The following is a 17389-nucleotide window of genomic DNA, read 5'->3' as shown; positions in this document are numbered from 1 at the left end:
CCATGCCGGCTGCTGCATCAGCCTAACTGCTGGCGCAAATGCTGGATCGCCAGGCGCACCTGGCGCGGCGCGGTGCCGCCGATGTGGTCGCGGGCGGCGACTGAACCTTCCAGCGTCAGCACCTGGAAAATGTCGTCGTCGATCAAAGGCGAGAATGCTCGCAGCTGCTCCAGCGACAGGTCGCTCAGGTCGCACGCCCGGTCGACGCAGCTGCGCACCGCATGCGCCACGGCTTCGTGGGCGTCGCGGAAAGGCAGGCCTTTCTTGACCAGGTAGTCGGCCAGGTCGGTGGCGGTGGCGTAGCCTTGCAGCGCGGCGGCGCGCATCGCTTCCGGCTTGACCGTGATGCCGCGCGCCATGTCGGCGAAGATGCGCAGGGTGTCGGTGAGCGTGTCGACGGTGTCGAACAGCGGTTCCTTGTCTTCCTGGTTATCCTTGTTGTAAGCCAGCGGCTGGCCTTTCATCAGGGTCAGCAGGGCGATCAGGTGGCCGTTGACGCGGCCGGTCTTGCCGCGCGCCAGTTCCGGCACGTCGGGATTTTTCTTTTGCGGCATGATCGAAGAGCCGGTGCAGAAACGGTCGGCGATGTCGATGAAGCCGATGCGTGGGCTCATCCAGATCACCAGTTCTTCCGACATGCGCGAGACGTGGGTCATCACCAGCGCCGCGGCGGCGCAGAATTCGATGGCAAAGTCGCGGTCCGAGACGGCATCCAGCGAATTGCGGCAGACATCGTCGAAACCGAGCGTTTTCGCCACGCGTTCACGGTCGATCGGGAAGGTGGTGCCGGCCAATGCGGCGGCGCCCAGCGGCAGGCGGTTGACACGCTTGCGGCAATCCAGCATGCGCTCGGCGTCGCGCCCGAACATTTCGATGTAAGCCAGCACGTGGTGGCCGAAGGTGATCGGCTGCGCAACCTGCATGTGGGTGAAGCCAGGCAGGATGGTGTCGGCGTGCTGTTCCGCCAGGTCCAGCAGGGCCAGGCGCAGGTCGCGCAGCAGGCCGCTGATGTCATCGATGGCGCCGCGCAGGTAGAGGCGGATGTCGGTCGCTACCTGGTCGTTGCGCGAACGGCCGGTGTGCAGGCGCTTGCCGGCGTCGCCGACCAGTTCGGTCAGGCGTTTTTCAATATTCAGGTGGACGTCTTCCAGGTCCAGCAGCCATTCGAACTTGCCGGAGGCGATTTCGCCCTGGATCTGGGTCATGCCCTTCTGGATCGCGGCGTAGTCATCGGCGCTGATGATTTTTTGATATGCCAGCATCTCGGCATGGGCCAGCGAACCCTGGATATCGACTTGCGCCAGGCGCTTGTCGAAAAATACCGAGGCGGTGTAGCGTTTGACCAGGTCAGAGACCGGTTCGGAGAAACGAGCCGACCAGGCTTCGCCTTTTTTGGAGAGTTGTGCTGTCATAATTGTATATTGAACCGAGTATCGAACCGTGCGTAGGGAATGGCAATGAATTATGCGATTATAAATCACTGCCCCCGGAAACCGGCTTTATGCTTGCAGCGCGATGTGTACCGGTCATGCCGTGCCGCGCGCCGGCGGCATCTGCGGGCCGTCCGGCAACAGCCATTAAATTGCTCTTCAATTAACTAACTTCACCTTCATGGCATCTGACCAGATCGCAGACAACACCCCAGCGCAACAGCCGAATGCAGTGCTGATTCCCGACGGCTGCAACCTCGGCGTCGTGTTTCGCACCCTGATTGCGGTCAACCTGGCGGTGATGGCAGCGCTGCTGCTGCACAGCGACGGCCTGATGGCGGCGCTCAACAGCTTTGTCGAGTCGGCGATGCTGATCGAGCCGGCCTGTTTCCTGTCATTGGTCATATTGTGCGGTTTGCACCGGGTCGCCCACCGCTTGCCTTCGTTGGCCCAGCGCCTGGCCTGCGTGCTGGCGCCGGTGCTGGTGACTGTGGGAGTGATCCGGCTGCTGTCCGGTTTCGATTGGTTCTTCAGCGGCTTTTCCCATCTCAGCGCCAGCGGCGGCATGCCGCTTGCGGCATTGGTGGCGGCGCTGTTCGGCGGCGCCCTGCAGCACTATTTCGAACTGCGCGCCCGCGCTTTTTCCCCGGTGCTGGTGGAAGCCCGGCTGCAAGCCTTGCAGGCGCGGATCCGGCCGCATTTCCTGTTCAACAGCCTGAACGCCGTGCTGTCGCTGATCCGCAACGAGCCGCGCCGCGCCGAAGCTGCGCTGGAAGACCTGGCCGACCTGATCCGGGTGCTGATGCGCGACGGCCGCGCCATGACCACGCTGGAAAAGGAAATCCGCCTGTGCCGGCAATACCTGTCGATAGAAAAAATCCGCCTGGGCGAACGCCTGAAAGTGCAATGGGAGCGGACCGGCATCAGCGACGAGGTGATTTTCCGGGCGCAGATCCCGACCTTGCTGCTGCAGCCCCTGATAGAAAACGCGGTCCACTACGGCGTCGAGCCGAGCACCGAGCCGGCCTTGATCCGGATCCAGCTAAGCCATACGCTGGAACGGATTGAAATCATCATCACCAATCCTTACAATCCGTACAGCGGCAAGGGCGTGGCCGCGCTGCCGGAAGGTAACCAGATGGCGCTGGAGAATATCCGCGAACGGCTGGCGCTGCTGTACGATGTCGAAGGACAATTGACGACGGCCACCAGCCTCGGCCAGTTTGAAGTGCGCGCCAGTTTTCCCTATGTCAAGGCGGCCTTGGCCAAGCCGCAGGGAAGCAGATAAAAACCTACCACATCTTATTTCATGATCCCTCGTATCTATATCGTTGACGATGAAGCGCCGGCGCGCGCCAGGCTGAGCACGCTGCTGTCCGACATCGTGGCCGAATGCCCGCATTACCTGGTGGGCGAAGCCGGCCATGCGCAGGCGGCGCTGGAAGGCATCCGGGCCACGGCGCCGGACCTGGTCTTGCTGGACGTGCAGATGCCGGGCATGAGCGGCCTGCAGCTGGCCGAGCAGCTGTTGAACAACACCGGCGCAGCCGAGCCGCCCTTGATCATTTTCGTGACTGCCTATGACGACTATGCGCTGAGCGCATTCGACGTCCAGGCTTTCGACTACCTGGTCAAGCCGGTGCGCGCCACGCGGCTGGCGCAAGCCATCGCCCGCGCCAGCCGCGTGCGGCAGCATGCGCAAGCGGCTTCGGCGGCCGGGCCGGTTACTGCCACCGGCTTGCCGCGCCAGCATTTCGCGGTGCAGGAGCGCGGCCGCATGTCGCTGGTGCCGATGGCCGAGGTGCTGTACCTGAAGGCGGAACTGAAATACGTGACGTTGCGCACCAAAACCAAAGAATATTTGATCGAAGATTCGCTGGTCTCGATCGAGGAAGAACTGGCGCTCCACTTCGTGCGCGTGCACCGCAATGCGCTGGTGGCGCGCAACGCCATCAGCGGCGTCGAACGCGTCATGCAGGCAGCGGACAGCGACGGCGATGGCGACAAGCCGCAGGAAATCTGGCAAGTCATCCTGCGCGACATCGATCACCGCCTGCCGATTTCACGGCGCCAGCTGGCAGAGATCAAAGCGCTGGTGCGCTAAGCCGCCGGCTCTACTGCAAGGTATGGCCGGGATCGTATAACCGGCTGATCGCCAGCGCCGCCGCAGCGGCGCGCGTCTCCACTCCCAGCTTGATATAGATGTGCTCCAGGTGCTTGTTGACCGTGCGCGGACTCATGCCGAGGATATCGGCGATGTCGCGGTTGGTCTTGCCTTTCGAGACCCAGGCCAGGACGTCGGTTTCGCGCGGCGTCAGGCGGTAGGCTTCGAGCTGGGCCGGATTCGGCAGCGACAGGGATTTTTCCTCCAGCAGCAAGGTCAGTTCGGCGCTCTGGGCGTTTTTGGAAAGATGGATGGTCAGCTCGCCGTCGTCGCCGTTCACCACCAGCGGCTGCAGCGGCTGCTGCGTCTGCCGCAGCAGCACCAGGTTTTCATTCAGCCAGAACTGCAGCTGCGGCGGCAGCTTGCGCTGTTCGCTGCGCGGGAAATATTTTTCCAGCCAGAACGAAGCCTTGCCGGTTTGCCACAAGGGCGCGCCGTCGGTGCCGAGCACGATCACCGCATGGGCGGCGGCGTCGATCACGTCCCTGGCTTGCGACATCATGCGCGCCGTCTTGATATGGGCGGCGACGCGGGCGACGATTTCCAGCGGCTGGATCGGCTTGGTGACGTAGTCTATGCCGCCCACCTGGAAGCCGCGCACCACATGTTCGGTTTCGGTGAGGCCGGTCATGAATACCACCGGCACATGGGCGGCGCTGGCCAGCAGCTTGATGCGGCGGCAGGTTTCAAAACCGTCCAGCCCCGGCATGACCGCATCCAGCAGGATCAGGTCGGGCGTGATGTAGCCCAGCCGCTGGATGGCGCTGGCGCCGTCGGTCGCCACCAGCACGATATGGCCGCTTTCGTCCAGCGCATCCGACAGCAGCGCCAGGTTGTCCGGCATGTCGTCGACGATCAGCACCACCGGGCGGCTGGCCAGCGGCCTTGGCGGCGGATCGGCAGAGAGGGTGAGGTGATCGTCCAAGATATTCCTTGTTATTCGCTATGCGCTGTCGATGCGCTGCGCAGGCTGCTCGCCGGCGGGATGCAGGAGCGCCTGCAGGCGTGCGTTGTAGTCGTTCAGGCGGAAGCGTTTCACCAGTTCGCGCAGTTCGCCGGTAAACGGCAGGTAGAGCTGGTCCTGCTGTTCTATTTCATCGAGCTTGGCGCCGATGCCCTTGATATAGCCGATAGCGCCCAGTTCCAGCAGCGCCTGCAGTTTTTCGCGGGACGGGATCACCATGACGGCGCTGCACGCTGCACTGTCGCTTGCCGCCTGCGGCGCCGGATCGGAAATCCAGTCGACTTTCAGGTGCAGCCGGATTTTCGACAGCAGGTCGTTGAAAGACACCGGCTTGACCACGAAATCGTTATAGCTGAGCGGATCGATCTGTTGCGGCGTGCTCTCGAAGGCATTGGCGGAGACGATGATGATCGGCAGGCTGGCATGGCCCTGGGCCCGTATCGCGCGGCACACGGCGCCGCCGTCCATGGCCGGCATGGCGATGTCGAGCAGCACCAGGTCCGGCATGGCGCGGGCGATTTCCGCCAGGCAGGCGGCGCCGCTGGCCACCTCGCTGATGTCGAATCCCAACGGCGCCAGCATGGCGCTCAGCACGGCGCGCTGCGAAGCCTGGTCGTCGACTACCAGTATCCGTTTCCTGGGGCCGAGATAACCCGACATCTGGTCTTCCAGCTTGATCCGGCGGCGCGGCGCGCGCACCTCCGACAGGTAGATCTTCAGCTGGAAAATGCTGCCCTTGCCGATATTGCTGCTGACTGACAGCGCGCCGCCCATGATGTGGGTCAGCATGCTGCTGATGGCCAGGCCGAGCCCGGTGCCGATGTCTTCGCGCAGGTTGGCGGCGTTGCTGCGTTCGAACGGCAGGAACACGCGGGCGATGTCTTCCGCGGCGATGCCGATGCCGCTGTCCTCGACCTCGAAATAAGTGATCTCGCGCGCATGCCGGACCCGCAGCGTGACATGGCCGGCGTCGGTAAACTTGACTGCGTTGCCGAGCAGGTTGATGAGTATCTGGCGCAGCCGTTTCTGGTCGACCTGGACCACTTCGGGAATCCGGCCCAGCTTTTCAAAGCGGAACGCCAGGCCCTTTTGCTCGGCCTGCGGCGCAAACATCTGCACGATCTGGTCGAGGAATTCGTGCAGCGGCAGTTCGTCCGCCGCCAGCCGCATCTTGCCAGCCTCGATCTTGGCGATATCCAGCAAGCCGTCGATCAGGCTCAGCAGGTGCTCGCCGCTGCGGCGGATGACGCCGATGGCGTCCCTGCGGCCTTGCGGGATGGCGTGGTCGACCTGCAGGATCTGGGCGTAGCCGAGGATGCTGTTGAGCGGCGTGCGCAATTCGTGGCTCATGCCGGTGACGAAGCGGCTCTTGGCCAGGTTGGCGGCCTCTGCCGCTTCCTTGGCGCGCTGCAAGGCGGCGTCGGTCTGGTTATGTGCGTCGATTTCCTGCAGCAGCAGGTTGGTCTGCCGCTCCGATTCTTCGTGGGCGACGCTGCGGCTCTCGCTGGTCAGCACCAGCCACCAGGAGCCGACGCCGATGAACACCAGCAGCGACGCAAACAGCTTGATGAAAATGCCTGCCATCGAATCGGGGCCGCTGCCGGAAAGGCCGGACATGCCGGCCAGCTGCTGGTAATACAGCAGCCACAGCACCACCGCCAGGCCACCCGAGACCAGGCCGAACACGATCAGGTAGTGGCCGATGCGGGTGTTGAGCTTGAGCGTGAAACGCTCCGGCAGGAAACCGCGCAGGGTGTTGAAGATCTGGTCCGGCATGCGCGAGGATTCCTTGCAGCGGTCGTTGCAGCGGGCATCCAGCGAGCAGCACAAGGAACAGATGGCGCCTTGGTAAGCCGGGCAATGCGCCATGTCGGGCGTCTCGAAATGGTTGCCGCAGATGACGCATTCCAGCTGGCCGCGATGGCTGTCGTCCAACTGGTCGTGGCGGGCGATATAGTATTTGCCCTTGGTCGCATAGGCGATCACCGGTGCGATCAGCAGCGCGCTGCCGAGGGCGATGAAGGGCGCCAGCGCGCGCGCCACGCTGCCGAACATGCCGGACAAGGCGAGCGCCGACAGCGCCGAGGCGATCAGCATGGCGCCGACCCCGACCGGATTGATGTCGTACAGGTGGGCGCGCTTGAATTCGATATGCGGCGGGCTCAGGCCCAGCGGCTTGTTGATGACCAGGTCCGACACCACCGCGCCGATCCAGGAGATCGCCACCAGCGCGTACAGGGCCAGCACATGTTCGAGCGCGTTGAAGACGCCGATCTCCATCAGCAGCAAGGCGATCAGCACATTGAACACCAGCCATACCACGCGGCCCGGATGGCTGTGGGTCAGGCGCGCGAAGAAATTCGACCAGGCCAGCGAACCGGCATAGGCGTTGGTGACGTTGATCTTGATCTGCGACACCACCACCAGCAAGGTGACTGCCGCCAGCACCCAGGCCGGATCGGAAAACACATAACGGTAGGCGATCAGGTACATCTGGGTCGGCTCGACCGCCTTGCCGATCGGCACCTCGTGCTGGATCGCCAGGAACGCCAGCAGCGCGCCGCCCAGCATTTTTGCCGCGCCCAGCAAGATCCAGCCCGGCCCCGCCAGCAGCAGCGCGCTCCACCAGCGGTAGCGGTTGGCGGCGGTTTTTTCAGGCAGGAAGCGCAGGAAATCGACTTGCTCGCCGATCTGCGCAATCAATGAAAAGGCGACCGTGGCGGCCGAGCCGAACAGCACCAGGTCGAAGCTGTTGCCGTTTTCGGCGCGGCCGGCGAACGTCATCAGGTTGGCTAGCGCATCGGGTTCCTTGTGCAGCACGCAGACATACGGCAGCACCAGCAGCAACAGCCACAACGGCTGGGTCCACATCTGCAGGCGGTTGATCAGCGTGATGCCGTAGGTCACCAGCGGAATTACCACCAGGGCGCAGATGATATAGCCGAGCACCAGCGGCAAGCCGAAATAAAGCTCGATCGCTTGCGCCATGATCGACGCTTCCACCGCAAAAAAGATGAAGGTGAAGGTGGCGTAGATCAGCGAAGTGATGGTCGAGCCGATATAGCCGAAGCCGGCGCCGCGCGTCAGCAGGTCCATGTCGACGCCGTATTTGGCGGCATAGTAGCTGATCGGCAGGCCGGTCAGGAAGAACAGGATGCTGACGCAGACAATTGCCCAGAATGCATTGGTGAAGCCGTAGCTGAGCGTGATCGTGCCGCTGATGGCTTCCAGCGCCAGGAACGAGATGGCGCCGAGCGCGGTGTTGGCCAGGCGGAATTCCGACCATTTGCGGAACGAGCGCGGCGTAAAGCGCAGGGCGTAGTCTTCCAGCGTCTCGTTGCCGACCCAGGTGTTGTAGTCGCGGCGAACCTTGACGATGCGTTGGGTGGCGGTGATTTTCACGTTTGACGGGCGACCTTGGGCGTGGAGGATAAAACAGCGGGCAATTCAGCTTAAGCAATTTTCGAACCAATTCAGGCCGTGTTGGATACGTCATTTGACGTATATGAAAAATTCCAAAAGGCAACTTTGTGCCAAAGCAGGGCGCGCCGGGTTGCCGATCCGACATCGGCGCCGCGCCGCGCATGGCCGCTGTTCCGGCCGGCGCACCAAGCTGATGCGCCGGCGCTGCAAGGCCGCGCGTGCCGCCGCCTGGCCGCGGGCCGCGGGGCTTACGTCAAACGACGTATTGCTGCACCGCACCGCGAATCCTAATCTGCTTCCCGGAGCGCACAGATCCAGACGCCGGTTTTACCGGGCTGCGAGGTCCTGGACGTTGACCTTATCCCTCGTTTTCCTTCGTCACATAACTGCCCCGAAAGGAGTACTGCATGTCGCATCGTTCTGTATCCGATAAGCCATCGTTCCAGCGCCGCAAGGTGCTGCTGGGCCTGGCCGCCAGCGCCGCGCTGGCTTTGCCTGCCATGGGTTTCGCCCAGTCGCCGGCCACCGCGAAAATCAATACCACCAAGCTGGCCGTCACCGATACCGAAGTCACCGTCGGCCAGCTGCACTCGGCCACCGGCACCATGGCGATCAGCGAAACCGGTTCGATCCAGGCCGAGCGGCTGGCGATCGACCAGATCAATTCGATGGGCGGCATCCTCGGACGCAAGATCAAGATCATCCAGGAAGACGGCGCCAGCGATTGGCCGACGTTTGCCGAAAAAGCCAGGAAACTGCTGGAGAGCGATCACGTCGCCGCGGTGTTCGGCTGCTGGACCTCGGCTTCGCGCAAGGCGGTGCTGCCGGTGTTCGAGAAAGACAACGGCTTGCTGTATTACCCGACCTTCTATGAAGGCCTGGAGCAGTCCAAGAACGTTTTCTACACCGGCCAGGAAGCCACCCAGCAAGTGCTGGCCGGACTCAACTGGGTCGCCAAGGAAAAGAAAGCCAAGACCTTTTTCCTGGTCGGTTCCGATTACATCTGGCCGCGCACCTCCAACAAGATAGCCCGCAAGCACATCGAGAATGTCTTGAAAGGTTCGGTGGTCGGCGAAGAGTACTACCCGCTCGGCAATACCCAGTTCGGCTCCCTGATCAACAAGATCAAGCTGAAAAAGCCGGACGTGATTTTCGCCGATGTGGTGGGCGGCAGCAATGTCGCTTTCTATAAGCAGCTCAAGGCCGCCGGCGTCACCGCCAAGACCCAGAACCTGCTGACGATCTCGGTGACGGAAGATGAAATGCTGGGCATCGGCGGCGAGAACGTTGAAGGCTTCTATTCGTCGATGAAATATTTCCAGAGCCTGGACAATCCGAACAACAAGAAATTCGTGGCCGAATTCAAGGCCAAGTTCGGCCCCAATGCAGTCATCGGCGACGTTACCCAGGCTGCATACCTGGGGCCATGGCTGTGGAAGGCCGCAGTCGAGAAGGCCGGCAGTTTCGATGTCGACAAAGTGGTTGCAGCATCGCCCGGGTTTGAATTGAAGAGCGCGCCGGAAGGTTACGTCAAGGTCCACGCCAATCATCACTTGTGGAGCAAGACCCGCATCGGCGAAGCCCAGAAAGACGGCCAGTTCAAGGTGATCTATGAATCCAACCTGATCGAACCGAATCCTTTCCCCAAGGGTTACCAGTAAGTTTTTCCAGCCACGGTCCGGCAGCTCGCCTGCCGGACCGTTCAGCCCAGCAAACCAGCTGCAACATTGCAAGGAGCCACCGTGCCCTCACTCTCCGAATTCGGCGCCATTTTCGCCATGCAGGGCTTCAACGGCCTGTCGGTCTTCTGCGTCCTGCTGCTGATGGCGCTGGGCCTGGCCATCATCTTCGGCCAGATGGGCGTGATCAACATGGCGCATGGCGAGTTCCTCACCATCGGCGCCTACATTACTTACCTGCTGTCCAAGCTAACCACGCTGTATGCGCCCAGCCTGCAGCCTTATTATTTCTTTGCCGCGATCGCGCTGTCTTTCGTGACCGCCTACATCGTCGGCTATATCACCGAGTGGCTGATGATCAGCCGTCTCTACAAGCGGCCGCTGGATACCCTGCTGGCCACCTGGGGCCTGAGCCTGGCCATGCAGCAGACTTTCCGCTCGATCTTCGGCGCCAAGGAAGTCAGCGCCACCTTGCCGGACTGGCTGATGGGTTCGTTCAAGCCCACCGACAGCATCGACATTCCGATCAACGGCCTGTTCATGATGGGACTGACGGCGGTCTTGACCGGCGTCATTTTCCTGCTGCTGTTCCGCTCGCGCTGGGGCTTGCAGGTGCGCGCCACCATGCAGAACCGCCTGATGAGCGGCGCGGTCGGCATCAATACCCGCAAGGTCGACCGCAGCACCTTTGCGCTCGGCTGCGGGGTTGCCGGCATCGCCGGGGCGGCGTTCACCACCATCGGTTCCACCGGACCGACCAGCGGCTCGCTGTATATCGTCGATACCTTCCTGGTGGTGGTGTTCGGCGGCGCGCAAAGCTTGCTGGGCACCATCGCCTCGGCGTTCTCCATCGCCCAGACCCAGTCCACGGCGGAATTCTTCCTGACCGGATCGATGGCCAAGGTGCTGACGCTGTCGGCGGTGATCCTGATTTTGCTGATGCGGCCGCAAGGCTTGTTTGCCGCAAAGATCCGTAAATAACCGCTGCAATCGAAAGGCGCTTCATGAATGCTGCATACGAAAAAATCCTGGGCGGAAAATCCGGCCTGCTCGGCCTGCTGATCCTGGCCGGACTGCTGCTGGTGGTGTTTCCGCTGGCTTTCGATATCTTCCGCCTGAACCTGGTCGGCAAATACCTGGCGTACGCCTTTGTCGCCGTCGGCCTGGTGCTGTGTTGGGGTTACGGCGGCATCCTCAGCCTCGGGCAAGGCGTGTTCTTCGGCCTGGGAGGTTATTGCATGGCGATGTTCCTCAAGCTGGAGGCGTCCGATCCGGTCAGCACCAAGATCCAGTCGACCCCCGGCATTCCCGATTTCATGGACTGGAACCAGATCACCGAGTTGCCGCTGCTGTGGCAGCCGTTCCATTCTTTCGGATTTACCCTGCTGGCGGTGCTGCTGGTGCCGACCGTGCTGGCGCTGGTGATCGGCGCGGCGATGTTCAAGCGCCGCGTCGGCGACGTGTATTTCTCCATCGTTACCCAGGCGATTGCCGCCATCCTGTCGATCCTGATCATCGGCCAGCAGGGACTGACCGGCGGCGTCAACGGCATCACCGACCTGAAAACCCTGATGGGCTGGGACATCCGCACCGATTCGGCCAAGCTGGTCCTGTATTTCGTCAATGCCGGCCTGCTGATCGGCTGCATCCTGGCCGGACGCTTCATCCTCAGCTCGAAACTGGGACGCTTGCTGGTGGCGATGCGCGACAAGGAGGAGCGGGTGCGTTTCTCCGGTTACGACGTCGCCAGCTTCAAGGTCTTCGTGTTCTGCGTTGCCGCCATGTTTTCCGCGATCGGCGGCGCCATGTTCACCTTACAGGTCGGCTTCATGTCGCCGTCGTTCGTCGGCATCGTGCCCTCCATCGAAATGGTGATCTATGCCGCGGTCGGCGGCCGCATGTCCCTGCTGGGCGCGGTGTACGGCACCTTGCTGGTGAATTTCGGCAAGACCTATTTTTCCGAATCGTTTCCTGAACTCTGGCTGTTCCTGATGGGCGGCCTGTTCATCGCGGTGGTCATGTATTTCCCGAACGGCCTGGCCGGCCTGTACCAGAGCCACGGCAAGCTGTTGCTGTCGAAACTGGCGGGGCGCAAGCGCGGCTCGGTGCGCAACGCCGCGCCGCCGGCCGGCGCCAAACCGCCTGCGGCAGTGGCAGTGGTGGCGGCCGAAACGGATATCGAACTGCCGCACGGCAGCCTGGAGGCATCGAAATGAGCGGCAATCCTATCGGTTTTGAGTCAAGCGACCGGCCAGTGCTGGCGATCGAAGACCTGACGGTATCCTTCGACGGCTTCAAGGCGGTGGACGGCTTGAATTTCTACGTCGAACGCAATGAAGTGCGGGTGGTGATCGGCCCCAACGGCGCCGGCAAGACCACGGTGCTGGACCTGATTTGCGGCAAGACCCAGGCCAGCGCCGGCAGCATCCAGTTCAAGAACCGCGAGCTGACCAAGATGCGCGAGCACGAAATTGTCCAGGCCGGGGTCGGCCGCAAGTTCCAGACGCCGTCCATCTACGAAAACCTGAGCGTGTTCGAGAACCTGGAAATGTCGTTTCCGCGCGGCCGCAAGGTGTTCGGCGCGCTGGTGTTCAAGCGCACGGCGGAAGTGGTGGAGCGGGTCGAAGCGGTGGCCAGGGAAATTTTCCTCGATGCGCAGCTGTACCAGCAAGCCGACCTGCTGTCGCACGGCCAGAAGCAGTGGCTGGAGATCGGCATGCTGCTGATGCAGGAGCCGGAGCTGCTGATGCTGGACGAGCCGGTGGCCGGCATGAGCGTTTCCGAACGCGAGAAAACCGCCGAGCTGCTGGGGCGCATCAGCAAGGGCCGTTCGGTGCTGGTGATCGAGCATGACATGGAGTTTGTCAAAAGCATCGCCCACAAGGTCACCGTGCTGCACCAGGGAAAGATACTGGCCGAAGGCAGCATGGAATCGGTGCAAGCCAATCCCAAGGTGATCGAAGTCTACCTGGGTCATTAATCCATTCGGAGCGCTTATGTTCAATGTTTCGCATCTTGCCTCGGGCTATGGCCAGAGCCAGGTCATCCACGATGTCAGCCTGGCCGTCGGCAAACAGGAAATCGTCGCCGTCATGGGCCGCAACGGCATGGGCAAAACCACCTTGTTCAAGACCTTGATGGGAATACTGCCGCTGCGCGAGGGCAGCATCCAGATCGACGGCCAGGAGCTGGGCCATCTCGAAAGCTACCAGCGGGTCGCCAGCGGCGTTGCCTATGTGCCGCAGGGAAGGATGATCTTCCCCGGCATGACCGTGCTGGAAAACATCCAGACCGGCTTGCCAGCCGGCGCGCTCGGCAAGGTGCCGGACGAGCTGTACGCCTTGTTTCCGGTGCTGCACGAAATGCGCGGCCGCAAGGGCGGCAACCTGTCCGGCGGCCAGCAGCAGCAGCTGGCGATTGCGCGCGCGCTGTCCACCAACCCCAAGGTGCTGCTGCTGGATGAGCCGACCGAAGGCATCCAGCCGTCGATCATCAAGGACATCGCGCGCAGCCTGAAGGAGATCCGCAAGATCCGGCAGCTGACCATCATCGTCTCGGAACAGGTGCTCAGCTTTACGCTGGAAATCGCCGACCGTTTCCTGGTGATCGACAAGGGCCGTTTCGTCTACGAAGACACCAGCGACAAGGTCGACGCCGCAACCATCAGCCGTTACCTGTCCGTATAGCGGGCAGCTTATTCGATTCAGCCAGACTACAGGAGCGATACATGAGGCACGGAGATATTTCCAGCAGCAAGGATGCAGTCGGGGTTGCGGTCGTCAACTACAAGATGCCACGCCTGCACAACAAGGCGGAAGTGATGGCCAACGTCCGCAACATCGCGGCGATGGTGGTGGGGATGAAGCAGGGCTTGCCGGGACTGGACCTGGTGGTTTTCCCGGAGTATTCGACCCACGGCATCATGTACGACCGCGAAGAGATGTTCGATACCGCCGCCGCCATCCCCGGCGAAGAAACCGCGGTTTTCGCCGAGGCCTGCCGCCAGGCCAATGTCTGGGGCGTGTTCTCGCTGACCGGCGAGCGGCACGAAGAACATCCGCACAAGGTGCCTTACAACACGTTGATCCTGATGAACAACCAAGGCGAGATCGTCCAGAAATACCGCAAGATCATGCCGTGGACACCGATCGAAGGCTGGTATCCGGGCGATGCTACCTATGTCTCGGACGGCCCGAAAGGCTTGAAGATCAGCCTGATCATCTGCGACGACGGCAACTACCCGGAAATCTGGCGCGACTGCGCGATGAAAGGCGCCGAGCTGATCGTGCGCTGCCAGGGCTACATGTACCCGGCCAAGGAGCAGCAGGTGCTGGTATCGAAGGCGATGGCGTGGATGAACAACGTCTATGTAGCGGTGGCCAACGCCAGCGGCTTCGACGGCGTGTATTCCTATTTCGGCCACTCGGCCATCGTCGGTTTCGACGGCCGCACCCTGGGCGAATGCGGAACCGAGGAAATGGGCATCCAGTATGCCGAGCTGTCGCTCGGCATGATCCGCGACGCGCGCCGCAACTGGCAATCGCAGAACCATCTCTACAAGCTGCTGCACCGCGGGTATACCGGCAAGATCAATTCCGGCGAAAGTGCCGCCGGCGTGGCCGACTGCCCCTTCGATTTTTACAAGACCTGGGTCAACGATCCGCAGCAGGCGCGGCGCCAGGTAGAAGCGCTGACGCGCAGCACGGCCGGCGCCCCGGAATGTCCGATGCCCGGCATTCCTTCTGAATGAACCACCCTGATTGAGCCACCCAAGAGGAGAGTCGCATGCAACATTTCAAGATCAAACCCGGCGTGCCGCTGGCGCAGCAAGCCGAGCTGGGACATAACCGCTGGCATCCGGACCTGCCGTTCCTGTCGTCGGTCAAGCCGGGCGAGGCGATCCTGATCGAATCGCTGGATTTCCTGGATGCGCAGATCCAGGACAACGATGACGTTTCCGATGTCAGGAACGTCGACCTGACCCGCGCCCATCCGCTGACCGGGCCGTTCCATGTGGAAGGCGCGGAACCGGGCGACCTGCTGGTGATCGACCTGCTCGACATCAAGCCGGTGACGCCGGTCGGTTTTTCCGGCGTGTTTTCGAAGGAGAACGGCGGCGGTTTCCTGGCCGATACGTTTCCCGATGCCGACAAGGCGATCTGGGACTTGAAAGGCTTGTACGCTACCTCGCGCCATATTCCCGGCGTGCGCATCGCCGGCCTGACCCATCCGGGCCTGATGGGCTGCCTGCCGTCGCACGACTTGCTGGCGGAGTGGAACCGGCGCGAGGCGCCGCTGGCGGCCAAAGGACTGGCCAAGCCGCCCGATCCGAGCACGGCGGTGCTGCGCGGCCTGAGCGGGGCCAAGTTCGACAGCATGGCGAAGGAAGCGGCGCGCACCGTGCCGCCGCGCGAACACGGCGGCAACACCGATATCAAGGACCTGTCCGCCGGCACCCGGATTTTTTTCCCGGTATATGTGAAGGGCGCCGGCTTTTCCATGGGCGACCTGCATTTTTCGCAGGGCGACGGCGAAATCGGCTTTTGCGGCGCCATCGAAATGGACGGCGTCAGCCACGTCGGTTTCGACCTGATCAAGGGCGGCATGGCGAAATACAACATCAGTTCGCCGATCTTCATGCCCAGCATCGTCAAGCCGCATTACGAGCAATGGCTGACCTTTGAGGGCATCAGCGTCGAGAACGGCGTCAACTATTACCTGGACGCTACCGTGGCTTACCGCCAGGCCTGCCTGAAAGCCATCGATTACCTGACCCACTTCGGCTATACCGGCAGCCAGGCCTACATGCTGCTGACCGCGGCGCCGGTGGAAGGGCGCATCGGCGGCATTGTCGATATTCCGAACTGCGCGTGCACGGTGTCCTTGCCGACCTCGATTTTCGACCAGGACATCACGCCCAAGGGGATGCTGAACGATAACGCGCACTGGGGCAGGAAACCTTAGTTCCGGCGGCGGCAGGGCCTGGCCCTGCCTGGTGCCCCGTCCAATTCAAGCAAAGGATAAAACGATGCCGCTGTACGACATCCGCTGCAGCCATTGCGATGGCATTTTTGAAAAGCTGTTGCCGCTGCAAGCACTGGAAAAACCGTTGGCCTGTCCCTACTGCGCCGAGGCGACCCTTGCCGTTCCTTTATTTACCGGCGGCCACGTCAAGCTGCGCGTGGCGGAACGCTGGCAGGCGCGCAATGGCGCCGAACAGCTGGCCGGCCGCGGCGCCGCCGGTCCCGGCACGCAAGCGCGCGCCGGCAGGAGCAGCGTGCTGCACAATTGCAAAGGACATAGCTGCAGTATCTGCGATACCTGAGCTAGGGCCTGTTCGCACTCCCAAATCAAGTGTGAACAGGCCCTAGGTTACACCAGCAGGTTCAGGGCATGCGGATTGCCGGCGCCATATTGCGGAAACAGCTTCTGCATGGCCGGGTCGCCGATCCGCATGTGTTTTTCCGCCAGCGTCGCCAGCACCGAGCGGAAATCGGTGGTGATGGCCAGGTCGCGCCCTTCGTTGAGGGACTTGTCGTCGATGCCCGGCCATGCGCCGTGGATGGTGCGGCCGCGGACGTTGCCGCCCAGCAGCCACATGACGTTGCCGTGGCCGTGGTCGGTGCCGCCGTTGCCGTTTTCGCGGAAGGTGCGGCCGAATTCCGACATCACCACAATCACCGTATCGTTGAACGCCGGTCCCAGCTCGCGCGCCAGCGTGGTCAAGCCGTCGGCCAGCGGCCGCAGGCGGTTGGCCAGCTGGCCGTTGCCGTTGCCCTGGTTGGTATGGGTGTCCCAGCCGCCGACGGCGACGAAACCGAGCCGGATGTCGGGATTGCTGCGCATCAGCCGTCCCAGGCGAGCGGTGTCGATCGACAGGCCGTTCGGCAAGGGTGCGCCGTTGTTCGCCATCTTTTGTTCGGAGCTGCTGGCGTCGGCCATCAGTTCCTTGCGCGCCGAAATGCCGTCGCGGTAGCTTTTGCCAAGCACGGCGTCTTGCGCATAAAGCTCGGCGTACGCCTGGCTGACATCGGCGCGGTCGATCAGGGTCGGCCGGGTAGCGTCGCGCCCGGTCGGCATGTTGGCGACTACCGCGCGTCCGGTCAGGATGCGCGGCACCGATTCGCCCAGCGTCAGGGCTTGCATAGGCGACGACGATGCGGGCATCACGCCCAGCATGCGGTTCATCCAGCCGTCGCGGGTGTTGTGCTGGCCCGGCGTGCCGGTCTCCATGTAATCCTGTGCTTCGAAATGCGAGCGCGACATGTCCGGCGAACCTGAGGCGTGCACGAACGCCAGCCGGCCATCGTCCCAGTACGGCTGCAGCGCTTGCAGCGCCGGGTGCAGGCCGAAGTAGCCGGTCAGGTCGATCGCGCCGTTCTGGGTGCCGGGGCGCGATACCGCTATGCCTGGCCGCGCCTTGTAGTAATTGTGGTCGCCATGCGGCACCACGACATTCAAGCCGTCCACGGCGCCGCGCAGGAATACCACGATCATGCGCGGCGTGCCGTCGCCTGCCGCATGCGGACGCTGCAAGGGATTGCCGTACGACAGCGGGCTGTCGACCATGGCGACCGGGGCGGCCGGGACAGGTTTTGCCTTGGCCTGCGGCTTGCTGGGGGGGGCCACCACGCAGCCGGACAGGCCGACCGGGATCAGGATGGCACCGCCGGCGGTCAGGCCCAGCTGGCGGATGAAATCACGACGCTTCATGACATGGCTCCCGTGG

General features: G+C 62.6%; 14 protein-coding genes. 10 read left to right on the top strand and 4 right to left on the bottom strand.

From position 1 onward, the window contains the following. Positions 1–17: 17 nt before the first annotated feature. A complete protein-coding gene (argH, locus tag V8G57_RS16900; protein ID WP_092392817.1) occupies positions 18–1412 on the bottom strand; it encodes an argininosuccinate lyase in 1395 nt (464 codons plus the stop codon). A 199-nt stretch (positions 1413–1611) separates the two neighbouring features. Between argH and V8G57_RS16895 the strand changes: the two genes are divergently transcribed. Together V8G57_RS16895 and V8G57_RS16890 are read left to right on the top strand one after the other, a co-directional pair. After that, a complete protein-coding gene (locus tag V8G57_RS16895) occupies positions 1612–2718 on the top strand; it encodes a histidine kinase (RefSeq protein WP_342830347.1) in 1107 nt (368 codons plus the stop codon). A 21-nt stretch (positions 2719–2739) separates the two neighbouring features. Continuing rightward, the gene (locus tag V8G57_RS16890) at positions 2740–3534 is read left to right on the top strand and encodes a LytR/AlgR family response regulator transcription factor (protein ID WP_342830346.1); all 795 of its coding nucleotides are present in this window, start codon (positions 2740–2742) and stop codon (positions 3532–3534) included. Between the two features lie 10 nt (positions 3535–3544). Here V8G57_RS16890 and V8G57_RS16885 read toward each other — a convergent pair whose 3' ends face one another. Then, positions 3545–4519: a response regulator gene (locus tag V8G57_RS16885; protein WP_342830345.1), complete on the bottom strand. Its 975-nt coding sequence runs from the start codon at positions 4517–4519 to the stop codon at positions 3545–3547. A gap of 18 nt (positions 4520–4537) precedes the next feature. Beyond that, the gene (locus tag V8G57_RS16880; protein WP_342830344.1) at positions 4538–7960 is read right to left on the bottom strand and encodes an ATP-binding protein; all 3423 of its coding nucleotides are present in this window, start codon (positions 7958–7960) and stop codon (positions 4538–4540) included. A 428-nt stretch (positions 7961–8388) separates the two neighbouring features. Here V8G57_RS16880 and urtA point away from each other — a divergent pair, with 428 nt between their 5' ends. The 8 genes from urtA to V8G57_RS16840 all read left to right on the top strand — a co-directional run bounded on the left by urtA (position 8389) and on the right by V8G57_RS16840 (position 15985). Continuing rightward, positions 8389–9642 carry an urea ABC transporter substrate-binding protein gene (gene urtA / locus V8G57_RS16875; RefSeq protein WP_342830343.1) on the top strand — a complete coding sequence of 418 codons (1254 nt, stop codon included), beginning with the start codon at positions 8389–8391 and terminating at the stop codon, positions 9640–9642. An 81-nt stretch (positions 9643–9723) separates the two neighbouring features. Next, positions 9724–10641 carry an urea ABC transporter permease subunit UrtB gene (gene urtB, locus V8G57_RS16870; RefSeq protein WP_144738601.1) on the top strand — a complete coding sequence of 306 codons (918 nt, stop codon included), beginning with the start codon at positions 9724–9726 and terminating at the stop codon, positions 10639–10641. Positions 10642–10664: 23 nt separating this feature from the next. Continuing rightward, positions 10665–11876 (top strand): urea ABC transporter permease subunit UrtC, encoded by a 1212-nt coding sequence (urtC, locus tag V8G57_RS16865; protein WP_342830342.1) that lies wholly within the window; start codon positions 10665–10667, stop codon positions 11874–11876. Further along, positions 11873–12640, top strand: coding sequence for an urea ABC transporter ATP-binding protein UrtD (gene urtD, locus V8G57_RS16860; RefSeq protein WP_342830341.1), 768 nt, complete (start codon positions 11873–11875; stop codon positions 12638–12640). Before urtC ends, urtD begins: the two co-directional genes overlap by 4 nt. Before the next feature lie 16 nt (positions 12641–12656). Then, positions 12657–13346 carry an urea ABC transporter ATP-binding subunit UrtE gene (urtE, locus tag V8G57_RS16855; RefSeq protein ID WP_342830340.1) on the top strand — a complete coding sequence of 230 codons (690 nt, stop codon included), beginning with the start codon at positions 12657–12659 and terminating at the stop codon, positions 13344–13346. A gap of 41 nt (positions 13347–13387) precedes the next feature. Further along, positions 13388–14410: an aliphatic amidase gene (locus V8G57_RS16850; protein WP_144738598.1), complete on the top strand. Its 1023-nt coding sequence runs from the start codon at positions 13388–13390 to the stop codon at positions 14408–14410. A gap of 35 nt (positions 14411–14445) precedes the next feature. After that, the gene (gene fmdA / locus V8G57_RS16845; RefSeq protein WP_342830339.1) at positions 14446–15624 is read left to right on the top strand and encodes a formamidase; all 1179 of its coding nucleotides are present in this window, start codon (positions 14446–14448) and stop codon (positions 15622–15624) included. A gap of 64 nt (positions 15625–15688) precedes the next feature. Continuing rightward, entirely contained in the window at positions 15689–15985 is a 297-nt protein-coding gene (locus V8G57_RS16840) for an FmdB family zinc ribbon protein (protein ID WP_144738597.1), read from the top strand. A gap of 47 nt (positions 15986–16032) precedes the next feature. Here the strand turns inward: V8G57_RS16840 and V8G57_RS16835 are convergent, their stop codons facing one another. Continuing rightward, positions 16033–17373 (bottom strand): DUF1501 domain-containing protein, encoded by a 1341-nt coding sequence (locus V8G57_RS16835; protein WP_342830338.1) that lies wholly within the window; start codon positions 17371–17373, stop codon positions 16033–16035. Between the last annotated feature and the right edge of the window lie 16 nt (positions 17374–17389).

The sequence above is a fragment of the Collimonas rhizosphaerae genome, assembly GCF_038896935.1.
Classification (GTDB): domain Bacteria; phylum Pseudomonadota; class Gammaproteobacteria; order Burkholderiales; family Burkholderiaceae_D; genus Collimonas; species Collimonas rhizosphaerae.
This window is presented reverse-complemented; position numbering and strand designations above follow the sequence as displayed.